Annotated in this window: 23 protein-coding genes; 8 read left to right on the forward strand and 15 right to left on the reverse strand. The window is 39.5% G+C overall.

Features of this window, described 5'->3' with window-relative positions; translation table 11 throughout:
- Positions 1 to 215: 215 nt before the first annotated feature.
- On the forward strand, positions 216 to 1,349 hold the full coding sequence (locus ACZYRN_RS14180; protein ID WP_488912249.1) for an MFS transporter: 1,134 nt from the start codon (positions 216 to 218) through the stop codon (positions 1,347 to 1,349).
- A gap of 135 nt (positions 1,350 to 1,484) precedes the next feature.
- On the forward strand, positions 1,485 to 1,877 hold the full coding sequence (locus ACZYRN_RS14185; protein ID WP_488912250.1) for a thiol-disulfide oxidoreductase DCC family protein: 393 nt from the start codon (positions 1,485 to 1,487) through the stop codon (positions 1,875 to 1,877).
- A 142-nt stretch (positions 1,878 to 2,019) separates the two neighbouring features.
- Here the strand turns inward: ACZYRN_RS14185 and brnQ are convergent, their stop codons facing one another.
- Both brnQ and ACZYRN_RS14195 read right to left on the reverse strand, forming a co-directional pair.
- Positions 2,020 to 3,348 carry a branched-chain amino acid transport system II carrier protein gene (brnQ, locus tag ACZYRN_RS14190; RefSeq protein WP_488912252.1) on the reverse strand — a complete coding sequence of 443 codons (1,329 nt, stop codon included), beginning with the start codon at positions 3,346 to 3,348 and terminating at the stop codon, positions 2,020 to 2,022.
- Positions 3,349 to 3,642: 294 nt separating this feature from the next.
- Positions 3,643 to 3,882 (reverse strand): hypothetical protein, encoded by a 240-nt coding sequence (locus tag ACZYRN_RS14195; RefSeq protein WP_488912253.1) that lies wholly within the window; start codon positions 3,880 to 3,882, stop codon positions 3,643 to 3,645.
- A 225-nt stretch (positions 3,883 to 4,107) separates the two neighbouring features.
- Here ACZYRN_RS14195 and ACZYRN_RS14200 point away from each other — a divergent pair, with 225 nt between their 5' ends.
- On the forward strand, positions 4,108 to 4,410 hold the full coding sequence (locus ACZYRN_RS14200; protein WP_488912254.1) for a DUF3817 domain-containing protein: 303 nt from the start codon (positions 4,108 to 4,110) through the stop codon (positions 4,408 to 4,410).
- A gap of 148 nt (positions 4,411 to 4,558) precedes the next feature.
- A complete protein-coding gene (locus tag ACZYRN_RS14205) occupies positions 4,559 to 5,080 on the forward strand; it encodes a type 1 glutamine amidotransferase domain-containing protein (protein WP_488912255.1) in 522 nt (173 codons plus the stop codon).
- Between the two features lie 51 nt (positions 5,081 to 5,131).
- Here the strand turns inward: ACZYRN_RS14205 and ACZYRN_RS14210 are convergent, their stop codons facing one another.
- The 3 genes from ACZYRN_RS14210 to ACZYRN_RS14220 all read right to left on the reverse strand — a co-directional run bounded on the left by ACZYRN_RS14210 (position 5,132) and on the right by ACZYRN_RS14220 (position 8,684).
- Positions 5,132 to 5,971 carry a carbohydrate ABC transporter permease gene (locus ACZYRN_RS14210; protein WP_488912256.1) on the reverse strand — a complete coding sequence of 280 codons (840 nt, stop codon included), beginning with the start codon at positions 5,969 to 5,971 and terminating at the stop codon, positions 5,132 to 5,134.
- A complete protein-coding gene (locus tag ACZYRN_RS14215) occupies positions 5,972 to 7,147 on the reverse strand; it encodes an ABC transporter ATP-binding protein (protein WP_488912257.1) in 1,176 nt (391 codons plus the stop codon). It abuts the gene before it with no gap.
- A gap of 208 nt (positions 7,148 to 7,355) precedes the next feature.
- Complete coding sequence (locus tag ACZYRN_RS14220) at positions 7,356 to 8,684, reverse strand: FAD-dependent oxidoreductase (protein WP_488912258.1); 1,329 nt, start codon at positions 8,682 to 8,684, stop codon at positions 7,356 to 7,358.
- Positions 8,685 to 8,853: 169 nt separating this feature from the next.
- On the opposite strand from ACZYRN_RS14220, the gene ACZYRN_RS14225 reads away from it, so the two are divergent.
- Entirely contained in the window at positions 8,854 to 9,129 is a 276-nt protein-coding gene (locus tag ACZYRN_RS14225) for a YiaA/YiaB family inner membrane protein (protein ID WP_488912259.1), read from the forward strand.
- 290 nt (positions 9,130 to 9,419) lie between these two features.
- Here ACZYRN_RS14225 and ACZYRN_RS14230 read toward each other — a convergent pair whose 3' ends face one another.
- The 5 genes from ACZYRN_RS14230 to ACZYRN_RS14250 all read right to left on the reverse strand — a co-directional run bounded on the left by ACZYRN_RS14230 (position 9,420) and on the right by ACZYRN_RS14250 (position 15,336).
- Positions 9,420 to 10,058, reverse strand: coding sequence for a superoxide dismutase family protein (locus ACZYRN_RS14230; RefSeq protein ID WP_488912260.1), 639 nt, complete (start codon positions 10,056 to 10,058; stop codon positions 9,420 to 9,422).
- A gap of 136 nt (positions 10,059 to 10,194) precedes the next feature.
- Positions 10,195 to 12,789, reverse strand: coding sequence for a YfhO family protein (locus tag ACZYRN_RS14235; RefSeq protein WP_488912261.1), 2,595 nt, complete (start codon positions 12,787 to 12,789; stop codon positions 10,195 to 10,197).
- A gap of 5 nt (positions 12,790 to 12,794) precedes the next feature.
- A complete protein-coding gene (locus tag ACZYRN_RS14240) occupies positions 12,795 to 13,184 on the reverse strand; it encodes a GtrA family protein (RefSeq protein ID WP_488912262.1) in 390 nt (129 codons plus the stop codon).
- A complete protein-coding gene (locus tag ACZYRN_RS14245; protein WP_488912318.1) occupies positions 13,123 to 14,124 on the reverse strand; it encodes a glycosyltransferase family 2 protein in 1,002 nt (333 codons plus the stop codon). Before ACZYRN_RS14245 ends, ACZYRN_RS14240 begins: the two co-directional genes overlap by 62 nt.
- Before the next feature lie 447 nt (positions 14,125 to 14,571).
- Entirely contained in the window at positions 14,572 to 15,336 is a 765-nt protein-coding gene (locus ACZYRN_RS14250) for a MerR family transcriptional regulator (RefSeq protein ID WP_488912263.1), read from the reverse strand.
- A 246-nt stretch (positions 15,337 to 15,582) separates the two neighbouring features.
- Here ACZYRN_RS14250 and ACZYRN_RS14255 point away from each other — a divergent pair, with 246 nt between their 5' ends.
- Complete coding sequence (locus tag ACZYRN_RS14255) at positions 15,583 to 17,316, forward strand: ABC transporter ATP-binding protein (protein WP_488912264.1); 1,734 nt, start codon at positions 15,583 to 15,585, stop codon at positions 17,314 to 17,316.
- 112 nt (positions 17,317 to 17,428) lie between these two features.
- Here ACZYRN_RS14255 and ACZYRN_RS14260 read toward each other — a convergent pair whose 3' ends face one another.
- The 4 genes from ACZYRN_RS14260 to ACZYRN_RS14275 all read right to left on the reverse strand — a co-directional run bounded on the left by ACZYRN_RS14260 (position 17,429) and on the right by ACZYRN_RS14275 (position 21,789).
- Positions 17,429 to 18,883, reverse strand: coding sequence for an MDR family MFS transporter (locus ACZYRN_RS14260; protein ID WP_488912265.1), 1,455 nt, complete (start codon positions 18,881 to 18,883; stop codon positions 17,429 to 17,431).
- 481 nt (positions 18,884 to 19,364) lie between these two features.
- Entirely contained in the window at positions 19,365 to 20,015 is a 651-nt protein-coding gene (locus tag ACZYRN_RS14265; protein ID WP_488912266.1) for a TetR/AcrR family transcriptional regulator, read from the reverse strand.
- Between the two features lie 18 nt (positions 20,016 to 20,033).
- A complete protein-coding gene (locus tag ACZYRN_RS14270; protein WP_488912267.1) occupies positions 20,034 to 21,062 on the reverse strand; it encodes an ABC transporter permease in 1,029 nt (342 codons plus the stop codon).
- Position 21,063: 1 nt separating this feature from the next.
- Positions 21,064 to 21,789: an ABC transporter ATP-binding protein gene (locus ACZYRN_RS14275; RefSeq protein ID WP_488912268.1), complete on the reverse strand. Its 726-nt coding sequence runs from the start codon at positions 21,787 to 21,789 to the stop codon at positions 21,064 to 21,066.
- Positions 21,790 to 22,011: 222 nt separating this feature from the next.
- On the opposite strand from ACZYRN_RS14275, the gene ACZYRN_RS14280 reads away from it, so the two are divergent.
- On the forward strand, positions 22,012 to 22,452 hold the full coding sequence (locus ACZYRN_RS14280; RefSeq protein ID WP_488912269.1) for a YtoQ family protein: 441 nt from the start codon (positions 22,012 to 22,014) through the stop codon (positions 22,450 to 22,452).
- A 103-nt stretch (positions 22,453 to 22,555) separates the two neighbouring features.
- The gene (locus ACZYRN_RS14285; RefSeq protein WP_488912270.1) at positions 22,556 to 23,329 is read left to right on the forward strand and encodes a TatD family hydrolase; all 774 of its coding nucleotides are present in this window, start codon (positions 22,556 to 22,558) and stop codon (positions 23,327 to 23,329) included.
- A 93-nt stretch (positions 23,330 to 23,422) separates the two neighbouring features.
- On the opposite strand, the gene ACZYRN_RS14290 is transcribed toward ACZYRN_RS14285, so the two are convergent.
- Positions 23,423 to 24,175, reverse strand: coding sequence for an EcsC family protein (locus tag ACZYRN_RS14290; RefSeq protein WP_488912271.1), 753 nt, complete (start codon positions 24,173 to 24,175; stop codon positions 23,423 to 23,425).
- Positions 24,176 to 24,258: the final 83 nt, after the last annotated feature.

Here is a 24,258-nt window from a genome sequence, read left to right on the forward strand (position 1 = left end):
CGTCCTGTGACAACGTCTGCATGACCCACATCCTATGGGCCTAAACCCCCACTGAATGACATTTCACTTTATCATCCGGTCATTTTTCACATAGTTTACTTGAATCTCGTCGATAAACAAACTAAATTCACTGAATTCTATGAAATTAGTTGACACTTGCTCATTATGTAACAGATGATAGTTTTATATCATTTTATATAAAGGCGGCTATGTTTATGCACAAATTCGTCTATCTCATTGTCTTTTTTTCATTTTTTGATTTATTCACCCAGCTGCCGATTATGAGTCCTTTTGCGGAATCAATTGGTGCAACTCCTTTTTTAACTGGGCTTGTCGTCGGGATGTACTCCTTCTCCAACACAATTGGAAATTTATTATCTGGTTTTTTAACGGATAAAAAAGGACCGTTTCTTGTTCTAGTAACGGGGCTTTTAGCAACGGGAACCGCTCTTTTGTTTTATCAGACAGTGGAGAATGCTTGGTCACTTCTAGCGATTCGCTTTGTGCACGGTTTGCTGGCAGGTTTTATTACACCCGCAGCATTTACCTATTTGGCTAATGTAACTGCAAAAGAAGAAAAAGGGAAAGGCGCTGCAATCTCAGGGGCTTTTGTCGGTCTTGCTGCCATTATTGGACCTGCATTCAGCGGCATCGTAGCCAGTCGAACGAGTGAGACAACGGTGCTGAGTATCACAGCCTGCGCCATGCTTCTTTTAGGTATACTCGCTCTTTTCTTTTTGCGCAAACCGGTTACGCTTGCTCTGCCACACGATCAAGAAAAAGAAAAAATGGCACAGACCCTTTTCCAAAACACGGATGTGTTAAAATCGTTTACGGGCGCATTTTTGCTTATGTTTTCGCAAGGGGTGCTTGCTTACATGCTGCCGCTTAAAGTCATCCATCTCGGGCATGACACACAAACAAGCGGCCTTCTTTTAAGTACATTTGGCATTGTAGCGATTCTTGTGTTTCTTTTGCCGATCAACTCACTCTTTGACCGATTAAGGCCCGAATCAACATTTTCATTTGGCATTGCGACGATGGGAGCAAGCTTGCTTCTTATCAGTCAAAGTGAAAGCATCGCTTTTCTTTATGCACTAATGGGCTTATACGGTGTCGGTTTTGCCTTTTTATTTCCTTCAATTAATTCATTATTAGTCGGCGCAGTTGAACCGGAGCATCGTGGCAAAGCATACGGCTATTTTTACGCATTTTTCTCTTTAGGTGTCGTTGCGGGCTCGACTGCAGTAGGTATCCTTTCGCTTTCTCCAGCAGGAGGCTTGCTTTTGACCGGGCTTTTGTTACTATCGGCGGGGGCTTTTGTCTTTTTGAGAAAAAATAAAAAATAGCGTTCAGCCTTTCCTTTATAGCTGAACGCTATTTTCTTATATACAGTCTATTACAAATAACAATTTTGTTTCAAACTGTACAAAAGCGGTTAACTTAAGTAAGAAGATACTCTTGTGAAGAGGAGGCCATAATAAATGAGTGCCATTGTACTATTTGACGGAGAATGTAACTTTTGTGATTCCAGTGTACAGTTTATTATAAAGCGTGATTCGAAAGGCTACTTTAACTTCGCATCGCTGCAAAGCGATGTCGGTCAGGAATTGTTGATAAAGTATGATGTACCAGCTGATATGGACAGCATTATGCTGATTGAGGATGGAAAAGCATATTTCAAGTCATCAGCGGCTCTGCACATTTGCAAACATTTAAGCGGTGGATGGAAGCTATTGTATGCGTTTCTAATCCTCCCGGCTCCAATTCGAAACGCCTTTTATGACTTTATTGCCCGAAATCGTTACAAATGGTTCGGCAAAAAAGAAGATCACTGTATGCTGCCGTCACCGGACGTACGAAGACGATTTTTATAAGTTCAAAAAAGAGCCTGAAGAAACGTTTATCTGTTCTTCAGGCTTTTCTTGATTTATTGTACGTTTAACATCCACCGGTTAAGGAACTGTACACCTCTCACGGATGAATGTTGTCACTTATCAAAGTCAGTCCCTTGCTCAATTAGAAGACTGTCTTTTTTTTGCTTATCCCGCTAAACAAATACCCGATTATACCTCCCACGATGGCCGGAAAGATCCAGCCTAATCCCACTGCTTGTAAAGGAAGAATAGCTGTAAATAACTCATTAATTGCTTGAATTTCTATTCCGGCTGCGTTTAACCCGTCAAAGAAACTGACAATGAAAGTTAATAAGAGGCTACCAAGATAAACTTCTGATTTTCCTTTAAACAATGTGTGAATGAATGTTAAAAACATTAAACAAATAGCTAACGGATAAATAGCTACTAATACGGGAACAGAAATGCTAATTAATTTCATTAAGCCAATATTAGCAAAGATCGTGCTAAATATAGACAAATAGATCGTTAATTTATTATAAGAAATTTGAGGAATCAATTTATGGAAAAAGGAAGCACTGGCCGTGATTAAACCGATACTCGTTGTTAAACAAGCAGCAATCACAATTAAGCCGAGTAATATTCTGCCGGAGGGACCAAAGTAATAATTGGATACACCTGCTAAAACTACTCCGCCGTTTTCTAAATAGCCTAACTTTTCCACACTTCCCGCACCTATATAGGTAAGAGCTGTGTAAATGATTGCTAAAAGTCCTGCAGCGATTAATCCTGCCTTAAAACAAGTGATCATGACTCGTTTCTTGTCTGTAATCCCTTTTTCTTTAATTGCATTAATCACAATGATTCCAAAAACGAAAGAAGCAAGAGCATCCATTGTTAAGTAGCCCTCTTGAAAACCTTTAAAAAATGAATGTTCCATATAATTTTCAGTAGGCGCACTAAAATTCCCGATTGGATTAATGATTGCTGTTACAATAAGTATTCCGATAAAAATTAATAAAAGTGGAGTTAAAATTTTCCCTACAATGTCTACAATTTTTGAAGATTTCATCGAAAAGTAACAGGTAATCCCGAAAAATAAAATGGTGAATATTAATAAAGGAAGAAAGCCAGCATCTTCACCTAAAAAAGGCTTCACACCTATTTCATAAGAAACACTTCCTGTTCTCGGTATAGCAAATAGCGGACCGATCGCTAAATAAAGGACTGTCGTAAAAATCAAGCCAAATAGAGGATGAGCTCGACTAGCCAGTGACTGTAAATCACTTTTACCTGAAAAACCAAATGCTAATACACCAAGTAACGGAAGACCTACTCCAGTCGCGACGAATCCGGCATTAGCTGCCCAAGCGTTATCGCCTGCTAATTGACCAAGCATTACTGGAAAAATTAAGTTCCCTGCTCCAAAAAATAAAGCAAACAGCATAAAACCAACTGCAATCACAAATGAAAATGATTCTTTTTTCGACAAAATTGTATCACCCTTCCAAAAAATAAAATGAACCTACTTATTATTCAATCAATACCTATCTTTTTTTAATGATAAACATAAACACAAATAGTAATATTACTACTGTCACGGTCTTCCTGTCTATAAGAATAAGTAATCTATTGATTAGTAAAATATCTTTTATATGTAATTTAAAGTAATTTAAATTGCATAATACCATCATTCAACCCGTACGAGCGGTTTTATAAGATCAAGAAGAGGGCTCTCCCTGTTTAGTGAGTAATTGAACGGGAGAGCCCTTTCTCAACGGATTACTTAGCGCCGGGAGCGGAATCGCAGGTGACCCGCTTCCCGGGAGGTCATTGCTCCAACACCACGTGCAACATCCGAGGCAATTTCTTGTTGAACCTCAGCAGGGTCTGTTCCAGCATATCCAGGTTCCATAATAGAGGCCTGGTCTGGAATGCTGCTGAACTCTTGATCAAATGGCTGCTGAGCAATTGACTGTTGGCGCTTTAGGACGTACTGAACAGGTGGATATGGTCGTTTTTGCATAGCTTCTTCCCCTTTTTGAATAATTGGCACCAGCTTTAACATTTATCTGTTTTATTTTTATCATTCCCTGTTTTCAGATAGTTAAAAAGGTATTTGTATCCAATTGAATACATAAAGGGTACTGATCATCTTTTGACAATGTCGTGAACGGCAGCCGAAAAAGAGGAGTTTCTTCATCATTTCAGTTATATTAAAAGAATAATAATGGTTCCTCAGGAGGAAACAATGCTTAAAACGACGATTGGTAAGCTGCGATTTATGGGTTATTTTGAAGGGATATCTCTGCTCGTCCTGCTTTTTATTGCGATGCCGTTAAAATACGGGCTCGACATTCCGGAAGCAGTTCGCATCGTTGGTTCAATTCACGGTGCGTTGTTCGTTACATATTGCATCGTCATTGCCTATGTAACAATGAAAACAAGATGGAACATTGTTTGGCCTATTTTGGCCATTGTCGTGGCTTTTATTCCATTCGGCAACTTTATTTTGGATAAACAACTGCACCGTCTGGAAAAAACATATGGATAACTTAAACGTCAAAATTGAATAATCGCTGAACACTCCTTCGTTACTGAAATATATTTGTTCCATTTATCTAACAAAATAGTGAGGTTATTCCTTTTGATTCGACAACACCTCTGTTACACTTAAGTAAATGATTTTAGGAGGGGATTGTATGCGTTTAACGGACAAAAAAGTCATTGCTCTTGTAGAAGATGAATTTGAAGATTTGGAATTGTGGTATCCGATCTTACGTTTGCAGGAAGAAGGAGCAACTGTTCATCTAGTCGGCAAAGAAGCCGGGAAAAAATATATTGGAAAATATGGGGTTCCAGCTGTATCCGAATATGCTTTTACAGATGTTCAAGCGGATGAATATGACGCCATTCTCGTTCCCGGCGGCTGGGCACCTGATAAATTACGACGTTATCCTGAAGTAATTGAATTCGTCCGTAGCATGAACGACGCCAAAAAACCGATTGGGCAAATTTGCCACGCTGGATGGGTATTGATTTCAGCGAATATTTTAGACGGAGTAAACGTGACGAGTACACCTGGCATTAAAGATGATATGACAAATGCCGGTTCAACGTGGCACGATGAACCAGTTGTTACAGACGGACACATTATCTCAAGCCGCCGTCCGCCAGATCTGCCGCCGTATGTTAAAGCATTTGCCGATAAGCTAGCTGAATAATAAAAAGAAATCCCGCCAATAATTGACGGGATTTCTTTTTTTGAATGCTCACTAATAATGCAGTTTTCTTTCATTGAACTTAAACTGCACAATCGTGATAAGTAAAATGCAGAAAAAAAGAATGACTGCCGGTACGCTTTCGAAACCGAAATTATAGATGAATGCATCTTTATAAAAAGGATAATGGATAACATTTGTTGATTCGATCGGGCCGCCCTTTATCAAAAGCTTAATTTGACTGAACGTTTGAAATGCATTAATAAACGCTGCCGTTATAACGTAAAATAGTGTCGGTGAAAGCATCGGGATGATAATTTTCCATAACTTATATGCACCACTTACCCCAGCAATACTTGCACTTTCATACAACTGTGAATCAATTTTTTGTAAGCTGCCTAACAAAATAATAAAGCACAGCCCCGCATTCATCCAAATCGTTACACTAGAAACAACAAGCAACGCTGTCGATGGATCAATCTCAAAATAACCTATCGCTATTAAAATATAGTTTATTATGTTAATTGGTGTATTGTATATAAACAGCAAGATGATAAAGGATGCCGCGATACTCATGCCTATTGTCGATGAAAATAGTTTGCGAAAAAAACGATTTTCCTGCAGCTTTGAATTTGTGAAAAGTGCCAAACAAAGCGCAAGAATGACACCGATCGGAACGGTTAAAAAAAGCGCTTTTGCACTTGTCAGAAAAGCCGGTGATGTGAGCACATACGTAAAGTTTTCAATATCGACGAATGTGGCAGGTGTTCCTTGCACATTGGTTACATACTTGCTTAAATAGAACGTCCGGAGCAATGGATAAATTAAAAACACCATACATAACAAAAGCGATGGCACTAAATAAAAAAAAATGACCTTTAGGAAACAATACATTTACTCTCTCCAGACTGCCTGCTCAAGCCCCGCCACTCTATTTCCATGCGCAGGGCTATACCCATTGGATAAATCTCCCCGGAAATTAGCAAGCTTTTCAGCAGGACTAATAATACGCTGGCTGCTAGTTATGTCAAAAAAACATACGTGCTGACTTTCAATATAGATTGAAAATAGGTTGCCTGCTTCAAGATTCCATTGCCCTGCTAAGCGAGCAATCCATTGATCGCTGCTTCCCATATGAAACGTAATGAGCGTTTCTGTTCCTCTTACTTTTACATCAGCGATCATCACGTTAAAACCGCTTTCATCCTGTCTAGCGATACGAATATTCTCTGGGCGAACTCCAACTATGACCCTTTTCCGTTTTCCAATCAAATCACTCATATCCGGCAATGGAACAACCCTTCTATTAACGATTAATGACGAACCGCTCACTTCCGCTTCAATGAGGTTCATCGGCGGTTCACCAATAAATGAAGCAACAAATGTATTCACAGGATAATTATACATATAAAACGGCTGACCAATTTGTTGCACTTCACCATTGTCTAAAATCAGCAGCCGATCAGCCATTGCCATCGCCTCGGTTTGATCATTCGTTACATAGATCACTGTCATACCGAGCTTTCGCTGAATTTGACGGATTTCAGCGCACATTTTCCCCCTCTGCGTGGCTTCTAAATTCGACAGCGGTTCATCCATAAGACAAATGGGTGCGTGCGTTACAATAGCTCTTGCTAGAGCGACACGTTGGCGTTGCCCGCTCGATATTTCTTTTGGTTTACGCTTTAAATACTTAGTCAGCCCAAGTATTTCAGCGGTTTCCAAGCAGCGCTGTTTCTGCTCCGCTTTCGATAACCTTTTCACGTGAAGCCCAAACATTATATTTTGCTGTACTGTTAAATGCGGGTATAGTACACCATTTTGAAAAACCATTGATACGTTACGCTGACTTGGCAACAAGTGAGTTGCTCTTTTTTCGCCAATGCGCAGCTCGCCGCTTGTCACACTTTCTAATCCAGCGATTATTCGCAAGATTGTGCTTTTTCCGCAGCCGGAAGGACCGGCAAGAACGAAAAATTCCCCCGGTTCAATCGTTATATCAATTCCACTTAATATATCCATTCGGCGATCATATGATTTCCGAACTTCTTTTAATTCCACTCGCTTCATCGAACAACCAGCTCCTTCATAGAACCCGTTTTTCCATTTTACCAAAGGAATGTAAAACAGCCGTTAATATGAATGGAGATAATTGTAAAGTTATATAAAAAGGTCGAACGATTGACGTGCCAAAAGCCGCGTCTCGTTCGACCTCGCTCTCATCCCAACTCTAAAGACCATGGGCTTACTTCCTTCGTTCATTAATAAAATTTCTTTGTTATTTAGGGACCTGTTCAAACAAATCATTCAATGCTTCGCTCATGGATGGATGCGTGAAAATGTTGTCTTTTAAAAACGTGTAGTCCTGTCCAGTCTGCATAGCGAGTTGAATGTTATTAATGATTTCGCTCGATTGAGCACAAAATAATGTACAACCAAGAATATGGTTCGTTTTAGCATCGACAACGGCTTTTAACAATCCTTCTGTCTGCTCTAAAATGCGTGCTCTTGGAATTGCAGCGGCCGGCAGTTTAGCGATTTTCACATCATACCCTTGGTCAATTGCTTCCTGTTCACTGAGTCCTATGCGTGAGAGTGGCGGATCGATGAAAACGGAATATGGAATGAACTGCCGATCTTTCGTCGTCCGTTTTTTCGCTCCAAACAATTGATCATTAATAATCCGGTAATCATCAAGTGATATATACGTAAACTGCGGTCCGCCCTTTACATCTCCGATTGCCCAAATATGCGGCACATTCGTCCGAAGTATTTCATCGACCTGCACCGCACCCCGATCGGTTATATTCACACCAGCCGCTTCTAGATTCAGCCTTTCTGTACTCGGTTTTCGTCCAGTTGCCAGGAGCACTGCATCCGCTTCGATTTTATGCTCGCCGTTGCCATCCTCATATGTGATAATCGATTCTTCAACTGATTTTACTTTTACATTTAGCTTAATTTGAATCCCTTTTTTCTCGAGTGTCTGCTGAACCTCTTCCGCAATATCCCGATCTTCACGAGGAATAAACGTTTCTCCTCTATCCAGCACAACGACGTCGGAACCGAAATTCGCATACATCGACGCAAACTCAAGCCCGATATAACCACCGCCGACAATGACAAGTCGTTCTGGCAGCACGTCTATCTCCATCAATGTAGTGCTCGTGTACACATGCTTACTTTCTTTCACACCTGGAATGTCCGGAATAATAGACTCCGCACCTGTATTAATAAAAATATGCTCCGCAGATAATGTCACCGTTTCATGTTCCATTTCAACTTTTACTTTATAAGGCGAAACGAACGACGCTTCACCTGTTAAAACGGTAATTCCATCATTTTGATCAAGGTTATTAAAATTTTTCTTACGCAAAAAGGCCGTTAAGTCATCTTTTTTTGAAATCGCTTCTGTGTAATCCACTGATTTTTTCGCCTGTTCCGCAAGTGATTTCGTCGGAATACAAGCGATATTAATGCATGTTCCGCCATACATAGAGGAAGACCGCTCAATAATGGCTACGTTCATGCCCTGCTTTACAAGAGCCGGAGCCAGTGTTTTACCGCCTTTACCGAATCCAATAATAATCGCATCAAATTTTTTCATCATCTCCACCTCTTTCACGGTAACCATAAAATACATCATTTAAAATTGCAAAAGAAACGAGTTTTTGCATGTCCATAATATTCTTTTTATGGAATTTATGGTATGATCATAGGAGCTTCTATTAAAAAAGAAATTGAATACACTTAAAATAAACGAAGGAGGAATGACGATGCAACGGTATAGAAAAAGAAATACGCCCGCTTTCACCGTACTGGCCTACTTCACATTTTTTGCCGGCGTCTTTTTATTTTCAATCGGTCTTTATAACGCGGATAATTTGCAGTTAAATGAAAAAGGCTACTACATTGCTGTCATGATTTTAGTAGCGGTTGGCGCGATCTTAACCCAAAAAGTAACGCGCGACAATGCAGAAGACAATGAAATTATTGCTCAAGAAGAAGAAGAAAGAAGACGGAATCTGCCTCCGACAAACAAGGCTGAATGATAAAAAAGAAGGCACTCCTACAGTGCCTTCTTTTTTATGTTTCTTTTTCAGCCCATCTTCACTTTGCTGATTGCTTACTCAACTTCCAGCAAATGCTTCAATTTCTCCGGTTCGTCTACCCGAAAAGCGAGTTCTGAAACCTTTTTTTTGCGCCCCATAAACATCGTTGCTTCATTATGTAAAACATTATATAAAAAAAAAATCACCCTAATTGTTAAATTTTGTCTAACAATTGGGGTGCATTTCATATAAGGAGTGCTCTTTTTTTGTTGTGGGTTATCACACCGTCATTATTTATCTGGTAATGCCTCACTAATAACGCCGCATGCAATACGGCCACCGGCATCACCGGCTGGCTGTGATGTATTGTCGTCCGCTTTCGCGTGAATGACAAGCGCCGTCCCCGCTTCACTAAGTAGTGAGTTTTTTTCCCCTTGTTTTAATGTCACCTGATTAGCTGTCGCTTCTGTTTGAGCTGCTCCGTCTGCTCCCACTTCAAGATTAGGAAGATCGCCCGCGTGTGGCCCTTTTTCATGGTCAACACCATGGCTGGCGTCGGACGGATTAAAGTGTCCACCAGCAGATTCAAAGTCCGGTGCTTCACATTTCCCAGTTTCATGAATATGGAATCCGTGATTTCCCGGATCCAGTCCTGAAGCTTCAAAACGGATTAAAACGCCTGCATCCGTTTCCTCCAATTCAGCGGTTCCTACTGTTTGTCCTTGCCCGTTCTTTAATTCCGCTATTGCCATTTCAGCTGGTTTTTTGTCGGCATTTACTGTCTCCGTTTCTTCTTCGTTCACTGTCACGTCTCCAGCCGTTTCTTCACTGCTGCCCGTTGTTCCTGTGCCATTTTCATTGCCACTTCCGCAAGCAGCGAGTACAAAAACGACCATTAGAACGAAAGATAAAAATAACCAACGCTTCATCTTCTCTCCCCTTTCTTTTATACATACTACACAGCACTATACACGGATTGTCCGGGAGTTAAACCTAAAAATGTTTATTCAGCGCCAGTCAAATTCCAAAATCAGCACTATGCATGCAACCTGCACATTATCCTGATCATAAACGGATATTTTTTCGCTTATCGAAAAATAATATAAGCACCACCGCGGCAAGAAGCCCAGCGAGCGTTATAAAAAGTGACAGCCTAAAATAAGGAGGATAGTAAATAAGACGGATCGTATTTTTTGCTTCTTTTAATGCAAAAGATGTAAAACCATAGTTGGCTTTTTCGATTAGCTGTTTTTCACCGTTTATTCGCAGTTCCCACCCTTTTTCATAAGGAATGGGCAATATCATATATTTTTCTCCGGACTCATTGTCAAAGTCGATAGATAGTTTGTTTCGTATCCATTCGAATTTTAGACTTTGCGCTGGTTTTTTTGCCGCCTTTTTAAGTTCAAAATAATCTTCTGTATAAAACGCTAGCTCTTTTACGATATAGGACCCTTTCGGCAAACGAATGGACACTTTGTCACTTTGCGGGACCCTGATCATCAAATCATTTACCCCTGTTTTGTATATAGAATCCCTGTGTTTTCTCGATGTACGGTAGTCGTTTACTTGAAGGTAAAACCCTTCTCCGCCTATATTTTCAAGGTAAAAGCTAATATAAAAATCGCCATCCCCTGTTGCCTGCCAGTTAGGGATCAGGTCTAGCCCTCCTGTTTCTTCTGTAACCGTCAACACGTTATCTTCATAGCTTGCGCCTTTTGATTTAATCTGAACATCATCGATAAAGTTTTTTTCTTTTGTGTAATCGTTCTCCTGTTGATTTTCTCTTCTCAATATGACCCCAGAAAGCATCGCATGTTCCCTTTCGAGGGGAGAGGCGCCCTGTAAATCTCGTTCAGAAAACACATTTTTCGTTGTTCTTATAAAAGGAAGCGGCATTGTATTTTTGTACACAGCATAGTGTTTGGATTCCGCAAATTTTTCAAAACCGTATGGTGCATTTATATGTTTGTTTTTCTCTCTCAACCAGTAATTTGCCTGCAGCAAGCCATGCAGATTAGCTCTATTGCCAAGCGTAGCATAGCGGCTGACACTTTCTCTGCCCATATCAATTTTCAAATGATGCCAGTAAAAATACAATAACTCTTGATTGAAAATACTGGAATACAAACTCGTCCCATTAAAATTTTGCACAATGGGCGTGTTATTACGTACTCCATTCATCCAATCAATTCGAAACAGCTGATGCCCTTCCTCTTTTTTTATTTTTTCCAGCAGCTGCTGCTGTTCCATGCTATTGTATTCCGTACTATTCAAAAACTCACTGGAGACGGTATAAAGAGGCCCTTTTTCAGACATCATATATTTCCCATAAACATTCACTGCAAGAATACTTGACACCAAAATCCATCCTTGCAGCATTAGCATAGCGCCATTCTCTTTTTTCCCGATGAATACAAGAAAAAGCACAATTGTAATGGCTAACATCATAAGCAGAGCACTCATTTGTACAGTAAACATCAGCATACTTTGTTTAGAATATGCGCTAAAAGTATACAGACCAACAGCACCTGCCACAGAAGCAAGAACCAAACGAACGTTCATTTCCTTTAGGTAATGCAAGCCTGCTGCCACCATCCCCCCTGCTGTGAAAGAAAGTAAATACTCCCAGCGGTATTGAGGAGCTGAAAAACCATTAAAAGCACTTCCCACCAATGGGCTGAAATGCAGGACAATAAACAATAAACTGAGATAGGCAAATAATTTAAACACATGATACCGATAAAGAGAAACGGTTAATAGGAGTAAAATAAAAATAGCCGGCAGAATAATATATCGGCTTGAAAACAAAACATTATCGCTAAAATCAAATAATGGTATCTCTTTTTCGTAAGTAGGACGATGATTATTAACGTATCCATAAATAGCCGGTATAAAAGAAACGGCACTTATACAAAGACTGATCAAGCCGCTTACAAAAAATAGCTTTAGTTGTTTCCACTTATGTAATTCATCTTCTGTTAATGGAATCATCCACCGAAATAATATAAAGATTATTAAAAAAATTAAATTTATGTAAGCGAAGTAAAAATTACTGATCAGCATAAGTGAAACAGTCAATATAAACCAGAATGGCTTTTCTTCTCGAATGATTTTTTCGACGCCCAATACAAGAAGGGGAATCCAAAGCATCGCATCCGCAAAAAACTCCCAAAAAATCACATGCCGAAAATACATAACAGATAATCCATAAACAGCCGCTCCTGTAAAAGCCGTTATTGTATGAATGTTCATGTAACGATACACCACTGTGGCTGCCATTAAAATAAAACTTAATCGAAGAATGCTGACAATGATAGTGGCATTCATCCAGAAACGGAGATCCGGAGGACTAATAAGATGAACAGACTCCATAAAAAAAACCGCACCTGCTGTTACTAAAAAAACAATAGATGTTGAAAAATAGTACGCTAACTGACTATAAAACCCGCCTCCAAGACCAAATTGCCAGGAATAAAAAAAGTTACCTTGTTTATAGTTTTCATAAATGAATGTTTTAAATGGAATCATTTGTGAAAGTCCATCATTAGGCCCTACCATAAAGCGGCCGTTAAACCATTCCTGCAAAAAAAAGAAATGCGCGGCTGCCGACAAAAGTATACTGCTGATTAATATACGTATTATCAACTTTTTACTCATCTTACTCATCCACTGACACTCTCTTTTTTTAAGATTTTTCCTGTCACAACAAACGTCATCGGCACCGTTATACATACAGCGAGAAGCGGTGTAATCGTACTGCTGATGTGAAAGTATTCAACGAACACATACATGAAAAGAGAAGAAATGGAAAAATTGAAAGCTTGAGACAAAGGAAACGTTAAAAACTTTACTAGCGTTGGCCTCACTTTAAACGTAAAGTAAGAATTCAAGAAAAAAGAAAGAACAAAACTAAATAAAAAAGCGATGACATGAGAAGACATATAGCTGAATGCTGCCACGGCATGAAGCAATAAATAAATCAGGTAATAATTAAAGGTATTGATTACGCCGATTACGATGAATCTGATAAATTCTTGGCCGGTTCTTCTCATGAGGCACTCCATTCATAATATTTGTTTCTTGAATTAAATAAGTCGGGCGCTTTTTCGTTTCGTAATAAATCCGGCCAATATATTCACCAATGACGCCGAGGCTTAAAAGCTGAATGCCTCCGAGTAAAAGAATGGCTGTAATAATGGTGAAATAGCCAGGAACCTCAACCCCATTTTCCATGATTTGAATAAATGTAATAACGCTGTACACAACAGAAAGCATTAAAATAAAAGTACCGGTATAAAAACAGGCGCGGAGGGGTCTGTTATTGAAAGACACCATTCCATCCAAGCCGTAATTCAGCAATTTTGAAAAAGACCATTTCGTTTCTCCCTTTTCCCGAATCACATTGTCATAATTAATTATTTTTTGTTCCATCCCAATCCAGGAAAACAGTCCCTTAGAGAAACGCTGACCTTCGTTTAACGATAATGCCGCTTGAACCGCTCTTTCACTAAGAAGCCTAAAGTCTCCTACGCCATCCTTGAGTTCCACATCAACCACTTTATTGATCACCTTATAATAAGTGGCAGAGCAAACCCTGCGGAAAATACGTTCTCCTTTTCGGTTGCGGCGAGCAATAACTTGATCATACCCCTCTTCATATCCCTTCATTAATTTGGGGATTAGAGATGGAGGATGCTGCAAATCAGCATCCATTATAATAACCGCTCGGCCGCTAACATGCTGCAAACCGGCAAAAATAGCCGCTTCCTTTCCAAAATTCCGGGAAAAAGAAATATACTTGACATGTGGCGCTTTAGCAGATAATTGTTTAATTTGCTGAAGCGTCCCATCTGTGCTGGCATCGTTAATAAACAGCACTTCAAAATCATAGGAAAGGGTTAAAAATTCTTTTTTAATCCTTTCATATACTAACTGAATATTCTCTTCTTCATTGTAAGCTGGAATAATGACAGAAATTAAATCCATATCCATCGGCACCTTCTTTTTCATAATGGCATTCAGCATTCCTGTTTCCTCATTTTTGAATGGCTTTTTCATTTAATATTTTGCCTGTCTTTGTTTTAAACATGTAGGAAAGAATGAAATTATAAAAAATTCTTTTTAAATCCCTTGTAAAATGGCCCTAATAAGCACGCACTAATCCGCTGAACAAGTTACACGAATTCACTAAAAAGGCTGTTACGTCATTATTGATTTTAAAAGGAATTAAAGAAATAGGCTATGTTAAACAAGATTGTTGATAAAACGATTTTTGGCTCATTTCATCGAGCTAGAGCCAAAATGAGCCAAGAAATAAACAAAAAAGATTGAGGATTTCCCCCAATCTTTAAATCCATATCCCCTATTTAACTAATGCTACCCGTTATTTAAACAACCTTTATTTTTTATGATTATGCTATCCTTTCTTCATTCACTAACCTATCCTTTCACGCCTGTATAAATATGAATGGCATCTCTTAAAAACTCGGCTCCACCTGGCTGTTTTTTATCATAATAGGCTTTAAATCTTTCGTCATCTACATACATTTGGGCTAAACCCGCATGTGCTTCTTTGCTGTAGTCGCTCCAATAGTACGTGAGCCATTTTTTATGCAATTCAGCTGCCTTTTGGCCCAGCTCGCCAGCTGGATCACCACTTTCAAAAGCTTTTACCAATGTTTCTAATACTTGTTTCTCCAGATTGGTTACCACCTCGTAGTCTTCTTCGGTCATATTCATTACTTTTTTATTGGATTGATCAATTTTTTCATTCCCGTATTTTTGCCGAATTTCTTCACCATATTTTTTTTCATTCTCATCAATCATTTTTTGCTTAAACCCTGTAAACTTTTCTTTATCCGTCATGCTCGTTCTCCCTTCTGTTAAAGCAATGGTTTTCTCCACATTTGCCAATAACAAATCTAATTGTTCCCTTTTTGCAAGAAGCTTTTCGCGGTGTTCCCTAAGTGCGGCTGCGCGATCAAAGGAAGATGCCTTTACAATTTCTTTGATGCTGTCTAAATTTACGCCTAATTCCCTGTAAAAAAGAATTTGCTGTAACTTATCAACTTCTGATTGCCCATAAATTCGATAGCCCGATGAATTGATTCTTGCCGGCTTCAGGATATCCATTTCATCATAATACCTGAGTGTTCTAGCACTGATACCTGCTAAATTAGCCAGCTTTTGCACAGTATACTCCATCCATGCCCTCACCCCCTTACGATGTAACGATACACCTTTACGCAACGTCAAAGTCAATCGCTTTTTGCCTATTTTATTGATTAATGATTATTATCACCACTAAAAAATAGCCTAAGTATTTACTTTAATATATGATTTATTTACTAGAATAACGGAATCCTAGCCCTTACATTAATCAGAAGCAGTCGGGTTCTCTCCACTTCCCCACTGTCAAAAGAAAAATAACATTGATAGGAGTTATGTACATTGGCCAAACAACAAGGCGGCTTAAAGCCCTTTATTTCCCTCATTTTATCAACCAAAATTCCGAAGCTCGCGTTAGTTGTCGGTTTATCAGCAAGTGTTCTTACAACAATTGCTGGATTAATCGTTCCATTACTCACAAAAAATTTAGTGGATGGTTTCTCAGTGTCATCGTTAAGCATTCCCCTTATCATCACGATTGGGCTGGCCTTTATCATTCAAGCGATTATTAGCGGAATATCTATTTACTTATTAAGTTTAGCAGGTCAAAAGGTTGTTTCCAGTCTACGGGACCGTATGTGGGTAAAGCTAATTCGTTTACCCGTAAGCTATTTTGATAAACAATCAAGCGGTGAAACCGTAAGTCGGCTCGTTAATGATACAAGCGTTGTGCGGGATTTAATTTCAAATCATTTTCCACAATTCACTACCGGTATTATTTCTGTGATTGGCGCCATCATTATCTTGCTTGTGATGGATTGGAAAATGACACTTCTCATGTTAATTTCTGTCCCCATTACGCTTGCCATTATGATTCCACTCGGACGAAAAATGGCAAAAATCTCACGTGGTTTACAAGATGAAACTGCCACTTTTACAGGACACATCCAACAAACACTTAGTGAAATCCGATTAATGAAAGCCTCTACTGCTGAACAAAACGAAGAAGCAAAAGGGTTAACCGGAATCGAAAAGCTGCTCGGCTTTGGATTGAAAGAAGCACGCATTTTCGCTTTAATCGGACCACTCATGTATCTTGTCGTCATGGTCGTTATTGTGATGATTATTGGTTATGGCGGTATACGTGTAGCTAATGGGACGATGTCAACAGGTTCACTTGTTGCCTTTTTGCTTTATCTGTTCCAAATTATTATGCCAATTACGTCCTTTGCGATGTTCTTTACTCAATTACAAAAAGCGAAAGGAGCAACAGAGCGGATTATCGACATTTTAGAATTGCCGCCCGAAGAGGGGCAAGATGGCATAGAGATGGATATTAAAAACAAGTCGATTCATGTCTTAAACGTGTCGTTTTCTTATAATGAGGATGAACCTGTACTCAAAAATATCTCATTTGAAGCACAGGCTGGTGAAATGATTGCCTTCGCCGGACCAAGCGGGGGCGGGAAAACGACGATGTTCGGATTGCTCGAACGATTTTATGAACCAACGACAGGTGAAATACGAATCGGTCAAACGCCTATTAACAAATTATCGCTTGCCTCATGGCGCAGTCAAATTGGTTATGTCTCTCAAGAAAGTGCCATGATGGCCGGGACAATTCGTGAAAATTTATGTTATGGCTTGAAGAATCCTGAAAAAATAGCGGATGAACGTCTATGGGACGTCGCAAAAATGGCATACGCGGACCAATTCATTGAAAAATTCCCGAAAGGACTAGACACAGAAGTTGGAGAGCGCGGCGTGAAATTATCAGGCGGGCAAAGACAGCGCATCGCCATTGCGCGCGCTTTTTTGCGGGACCCTAAAATTCTCATGATGGATGAAGCAACGGCAAGTTTAGACAGCCAATCAGAAAGTATCGTCCAAGAAGCTCTCACACGATTAATGGAAGGCCGCACGACATTCGTCATCGCCCATCGATTATCAACGATTGTCGACGCGAATAAAATTGTTTTCATTGAAAAAGGGCAAGTAACAGGCATCGGAACCCATCGTGAATTAGTACAATTACACGAATTATATCGTGAATTCGCTGAACAACAATTAACTTAAATGATAGTATGAAAGACAATTAAAAAAGAACAATAAAAAACGGATTTCTCTCTTACAGCGAGAAATCCGTTTTTTATTATCTTTAATAGAAGGCTAATCGAGCGATTTGATACTAAAACTCCTTTTCGATCAATCTATTATCATCTGTATCAAAATCCGGGGCAATCGCTTTTTTAATAGATAAAGCGATAACGAAAGCAACGATGCTCAAACCTAATGCAAACCAATAGGCATGATGGATACCGACAGTCATCGCTTCGTTCATTAATTGTTCTGTTATTGGAACAGTTTGTTCTTCCATATGGCTTTTACTGCCTTGCGTCATAATACTGACGAAGATCGAAACGCCAAGTGCCCCTGCGACAGGCTGCAATGTGTTTGAAATGGCTGTCCCGTGCGGATATAAATGCTTTGGCAATTCATTTAACGCATTCGTTTGAGCCGGCATCATGATTGCTGAAATGGATAGCATTAATAAGATATAGACAATAATGAAAGACCATATCGGCATCGAAGGGTTGATATTGCTAAAGAATATCATGACTCCGACTAACACGATCATTCCAGGTATAATTAATTTCCTAGGTCCATACTTATCAAATAACGTACCCATCACCGGTGACATTAGGCCATTTAATAGTGCGCCCGGTAACAGCAATAACCCTGCTACCTTCGCTGTATATCCAAGAGGCCCTTGCAAATACATTGGCATCACAATTTCAGAAGCGAACATCGCCATAATAACAATGACAAAAACACTGACTCCTTGTGCATAACTTTTATATTTAAATACACGAACATCTAACAAAGGCTCGTCCAACTTTAATTGACGCAATGTAAATAAAAGGAGACTGATCAAACTGATGAAGATAATGAAAATAATCGTTGCCGATAGAAACCCTTCTGGATTCTCCCCCGCACTGCTAAAGCCATAAACAATTCCGCCTATGCCAATTGAAGAGAGGATAATAGATGGAACATCTACTTTAGGACGTGTGACCTCACCGACATTTTGCAAATACTTTAACGCAAATACTATTGAAAATAGTGTAAACGGAATAACGGATATGAATAGCCAGCGCCAGCCTAACATATCAACGATAACTCCTGATAAGGTAGGACCCATTGCTGGAGCAAACATAATGACTAAACCAAAGGTTCCCATAATTTTCCCGCGAACTTCTGGCGGATAAAGCAAGAGCAGAGCATTCATAATAACGGGTATTAACAGTCCAGTACCGACAGCTTGTATCATACGGCCGGTTAATAGCATGGGAAAATTCACTGCACAAGCAGCAATAATGGTTCCGATTAAAAAAACAGTCATGACCCCAATAAACATTTGTCTTGTCGTAAACCATTGAATTAATATGGCTGACATAGGCATTAAAACGCCCATAACAAGCATAAATCCAGTCGCTAACCACTGGACAGTGGGAGCATCGATATTAAAGACAACCATTAACTTTGTTAAAGCAATATTAAGCAGTGTTTCATTTAATATGGCAAAAAATGCACCAATCATGAAAGTAATTAATATGGCTTTCGTATTTATTTTAGGTTTCATATAATTCCTCCGCATTGATTTTTTATGAAAACAAAAAACCTCCTATTCATTTTTATGAATAGGAGGCAATGAGTATAGAGCAAAAAGAAACGTAATAACCATCATCAAAGTTTCTTATTTTCTATATAAGTACATTACGAATCCTATTCGGAAAAGGCATCGTTAAAAATGACAGTTTTCTGAATAGGAAAAGATCGCACTACACTCAGCTATTTTCAGGCATAGCTATAGTAAAAAGCACAGATATATCCCGTTCAGAAAATGATTTCGCAAATAATAACGAATGTTTTTTCTCTTAACAGGATTATAAAATCATGTACTTTTCCACCTTCCGTTTTTTGTTATCTTTATTTAAACAATTATTTCTGCATAAGTCAAACACGGAATGATACGTGACCTTAAAAGTGTGTATTTCCGTTGTTCATGCCCATATTCATTTAGACTTATATGATTCGATTTGTAGAATCTCAGAATTTTACCTCTATTTTTCGAGAGATAATCCGCTCATTAAAAATTGGATCGTTCTTCCAATCTCTGCATCGTCATCCCACTCTGCTTCCGGCGCGAGCAAATAACGGGCAATGATATAGCCGAAAATAGTCGATAACGTCACTCGTATAATCGTGTCAGACGGCATTTCAATGATTTGCCCTTTTGCTTGGTAATGTTCAACACTCTGTCTAAGCCGTTGAATTATTTTCTGGGCAATATGCTCTTTAAATTGTTCCCTTAACTCTGGTTGAAAAGGAATTTCTTGAATGAGTATCCGAAAAAGCGGCATGTTATTTTTAAGAAATTTTATTCGATTCTCGATAATCGCTTTTATAAAGTCTTCAAAGTGATCATAGTCATGATTCAATACTTTATTAAAATCTTTTATTACAAATGGAGCGATCAGCTTTGCCATCGTTGGAGCAACAATAGCCATAAGCAGATCTTTTTTCGTTTTGTAATGTCTAAAGATGGTTCCTTCCGCCACACCTGCTTTTTTCGCGATTTCACTTGTAGACGTTGCGGCAAACCCTTTTTCCGCGAACGACTCAATGGCAGCTGCTACGATTTTCTTCTGTTTTTCTGTTAACTCATCCGCATTGCGGAACAATTCTTCTATCATTTTATCTTGTTGAGACATTTCGAGCTCCTTCACGTCTTATATTTTTCGGTATTTTCTAAGTGCCAAGATGTTTACTATCATAAACAAAATGGAGAAGCCCAACAAGACAAAGACATCCCTGTAAATTTCATCCCACCCATAGCCCCTGACCATGATATCTCTTAATGCATCGGCAGCATAATACAGAGGAGTGAAAGGTCCAATCCAACTTAGCCATTCAGATATAGTTTCTAAGTTAAACAATCCCGAAAAGAAAATCTGCGGCACGACGACGATCGGGATAAACTGAATCATTTGCAGCTCATTATTAGCGAATGATGATAATAATATTCCGAGTGTGAGAGCTGTAAAAGAGAGAAGCAAGATGACTAACAGCACATACAAAAATGCGCCTTCCATAAGCATATCTAATACATAAATGGCATACGCGGCAATAATCGTTGTTTGAATCATTGTGAAAATTCCAAAGCCGAGTACATAGCCTGTGACAATTTCCCATTTGCGCAATGGCGTAGAAAGAAGCCGTTCAAGCGTTCCAGTTGTTCGTTCCCTTAAGAATGAAACGCCTGCAATCAAAAACACAAAGAAAAATACAAAAAATCCAAGTAATACGGGTCCAAAATAATCAAACTGTCCCATCTCTGCAGAACCATGAAGAAAGTCCACTTTGGGCTCTACAGCATGTTCGTTTCCCTGCAAAGGTTTGAGTGCCGTTTGAATCCATTTAATAGCAGCTCCGTTGACAGTCGGATCGCTGCCTTCCAAAAAGATAGCAGGTGATTGATTGTTAAATACTAAATAACCGTCTATCTCTTGAGAGGTTAAGTCTTCTTTTGCATCTTTTTCATTCTTATATTCAATGATTTTCGCATCAGATACATCGATTTTATCAACAATGGATTCAGGAATATGAACGAATCCAATTTTAGGCGTATAATCATTGCCGTTAAAAACTAAATGCAGCATGGTTAATACAAGAATCGGAGCAAAAATAAGCAATCCTATCGTTCTTTTATCCCGGACGATCTGCCGCAAAATCCTGATAACTAACGCCGTAATCCTCATATTAAGCACCTCCATAGACAAGAAACGCTTCTTCAATCGTCGCGGAATTTGTTTTTTGTTTTAACTCTTCTGGAGTACCTACTGCAATTAGACGGCCATCCCGAATCATTCCTAACCGGTCACATTTTTCCGCTTCATCCATGACATGTGTTGTAACGATAAGAGTCGTTCCTTTATTCTTTAATTCATTAAAAGCTTCCCAAATACTTTTCCGCAGCACTGGATCGATGCCGACAGTCGGTTCATCAAGAATCAAAATTTCAGGCTCATGAAGAAGTGCAATCGCTAACGACAGCCTTCTTTTCATTCCTCCAGAGTAATTGGAGACGAGCTTATGAAGATGATTTGAAAGGTGAACAAGCTTCATCACTTCTTCTATTCTTTGTTGCTGCTTTTTCCCTTTCAACCCGTACAAAGCTGAAAAAAACTGAAGGTTTTCTTTGGCTGACAGTTCTCCATAAAGAGCATCGGATTGAGCCATATACCCCACTTTTTCAATCAGCTTCAAGGACGGCATTTTTTCTTGAAGCAGAAAACTCTCCCCTGATGTTGGAATGTCTAATCCAGCTAGCTGCTTTACTAACGTAGTCTTCCCGGCACCTGATGGGCCTAACAAACCAAATATTTCACCCTTCAGGATTTCCAAGCTGATCTCTTTTAGTACTTGCTGCTTCCCAAATTGTTTTGAAACGTGACGAATCGAAATACACGCTTTTGTCGCCTCCACTATTTCCCCTCCTTCTTAAGTGAGTGATTACTCACTTTTATATTATGCGGTAACTTGTCATTTATCAACTTAAAGTGTTACCACCGAGGAATGTTCGGCAGTCATATCAGCAAAGACTCTGACGCTATTAAAAAGATGTAAATCAAAGATGGGGGCTATACTTACAGCAAGGAAATGAAAACGATGCTATACTGAAGGAAATATATGTTAGGAGGATGAATGATGAGATTAACTGTTTACTTGGCTGGAGAAATTCACAGTTCGTGGCGTGAAGAAATTAAGCAAAAAGCAGCGGCGCTCAAACTTCCTATAGACTTTGTTGGAGCAATGGAAGACCACGGCCGTTCCGATGATATTGGCGAAGAGATTTTAGGCAAACAACCCGACGCCATCTTCCGCGACGCGGCCGCCTCAAGTTTCAATAATTTGCGCACAGAAGTGCTGATGAAGAAAGCGGATCTTGTCATCGCGCTGTTCGGTGAGAAGTATAAGCAGTGGAACACGGCCATGGATGCGAGCGCAGCCGTCTCTTTTGGCAAACCGCTCATCCTAATCCGCCCGGAAGTGCTGCATCACCCATTAAAAGAATTATCCAGAAAAGCGAACGCCACAGTCGTAACCGTCGACCAGGCTATTAAAGCGCTCGCTTACATATTTGAATAAAACAGCAAAAGGGCTGTCCCGAAGATCAGTGAGTAACTGACTTTTGGGCAGCTCCTTTGCTAATTAGAGAAATTGATTGATTGACTGTGAATGGAGGATTCCAATGGAGCACTCAATTATTGATGCCCACATTCATTTAGACTTGTATCATGCGGACGAACAGGCCATCATTTTAAAGGATATGAAAAAATACGGCGTACAAGCACTCATTTCCGTGTCACAGCATCTTGCTTCTGCTCAAGCCAACTTATCATTGTCCCGAAAAGACAATCGGATCAAGCCAGCTTTCGGATTTCATCCGGAACAAGCGCTGCCCAGAGAAAAAGAATTGAATGAACTAAAGCTTTTTATCGAGAAGCATCATGCAGAAATGGCGGCCATTGGAGAGGTAGGGCTGCCCTATTATTTGAGAAAAAAAGACCCCCGCATTCCGATAGAACCGTATATTGAAATACTAGAACTGTTCATCCAGCAGGCAGCAGCGCTGAATAAACCAATTGCACTTCACGCTGTTTATGAAGATGCGTCTATCATCTGTACACTACTGGAGAAATACTCAATCACTAAAGCCCATTTTCATTGGTTTAAAGGTGACCAGAAAACGATGGAACAGATGATCAGCAATGGCTATGTTATTTCCATTACGCCAGACATCTTGTACGAACTGGAAATTCAACAGCTCATCAAACAGTATCCATTGTCACACATGATGGTTGAAACGGATGGGCCTTGGCCATTTGAAGGCCCCTTTAAGAGAAAAATGACCCATCCCAAAATGATTCATCACACAATAGAAAAAATCGCTTCCGTCAAAAAGATGGAAGCGCAGGAAGTATACGATATACTATATGAAAATACGAAACAAGTTTATTTTTAGTCTTCAGATGATTTAGGATGAAAACTAAATCATCTGTTCCGTTTCAACTACAAGAAAAGTGGAAACAAATACTTTGGCAATTCATTTAACGCATTAGTTTGAGCTGGTATCGTCAGCAAGCTGCCAATCAAGCGGAGTTACTTTTAATAATCGCAGCCGATAGGCATTCATCGCTGTTTCTCCTAATCGATCGAGAAGATTATAGTTTGCATACGCTCCTATAACGGCCCCAACTCCCGGAATTAATTGAAGCATTTTTACGAAATCGATATAATCCCGATATTCCTGCTGAAATTCCCTCCAGTCCATATCAGCAAGGATCTTCCGCTGTTCTTCCCAATTTTCAATAATGTACAGCGTGTCTTTTCGTTTTTCATCACTTGAAAACGCAAGCTGAAACACATGAAGAATAAATAGACGTTCCTCATAATCATTCGTATCAAATCCATAAACAGTAGCTGCTTCAAACAAAAACTTCATTTTGATGGATAAAAGCAACGGGAAATCAGCAAGACCTAGCAAAATACCACCTGCACCTGTTCCAGCTCCCTCAATAACCGCTGTTTTTCGAAAATTTGATAGCTTTTTCTTCAAAAGTTCATCCCGTTCATAAAGGCTCAGCTTCGCTGCCTGCCGTTTGTTCGTCGTTATATTTGAGCCGACAAGTGTCGTCTTTACCATGCTTTTAATACTCTCTGTCACAATTTTATGAACTTTTTCCGGAATAAGCCCGTTTACTTTCGTTTGCGCTTTCTTTGATACTCGTGTTAGGAAGCCTGAATGCTTGACCATTGTTCTTTTCCAAGCTTGTAGCTCATCATGTACCTTCATGTTATAGTCAGTCATTTTCTCACCATCCTCTGTCCTTTCATTAAAGTATACAAACGAATGCGGTAATGTTTCCATTCATTTTGACGAAGACCATAAAG

The sequence above is a fragment of the Domibacillus sp. F004 genome (genome assembly GCF_057814295.1).